The organism is Pantoea sp. GbtcB22 (assembly GCF_019091025.1).
In the GTDB taxonomy this organism is placed as follows: domain Bacteria; phylum Pseudomonadota; class Gammaproteobacteria; order Enterobacterales; family Enterobacteriaceae; genus Pantoea; species Pantoea leporis.
Window position 1 is genome coordinate 1 of sequence record NZ_JAGXKB010000316.1, and the last position, 263, is coordinate 263.

Consider the following 263-nt stretch of genomic DNA (forward strand, 5'->3'; position numbering starts at 1 on the left):
CGGTCCGCTGGTAGTGTTAGTGCCTGCGATTATCTGGGTGTACTGGAGCGGAGATCTCCTGTGGGGCACGGTGCTGCTGGTGTGGAGTTGCGTGGTCGGCACGCTGGACAGCGTGATGCGTCCGGTGTTGATTCGCATGGGTGCCGATCTACCGATGATCCTGATTCTTTCCGGCGTTATTGGCGGATTGTTTGCTTTCGGTATGATTGGGCTGTTTATCGGTCCGGTGGTCCTGGCGGTTTCTTATCGTCTGGTTTCAGTGT

Annotated in this window: 1 protein-coding gene; it reads left to right on the forward strand. The window is 56.3% G+C overall.

The window, feature by feature from the left end; genetic code table 11:
• Window positions 1-263, forward strand: a 263-nt coding sequence (locus tag KVT28_RS25375) for an AI-2E family transporter (RefSeq protein ID WP_217550960.1), incomplete at both ends; no start/stop codon positions are given.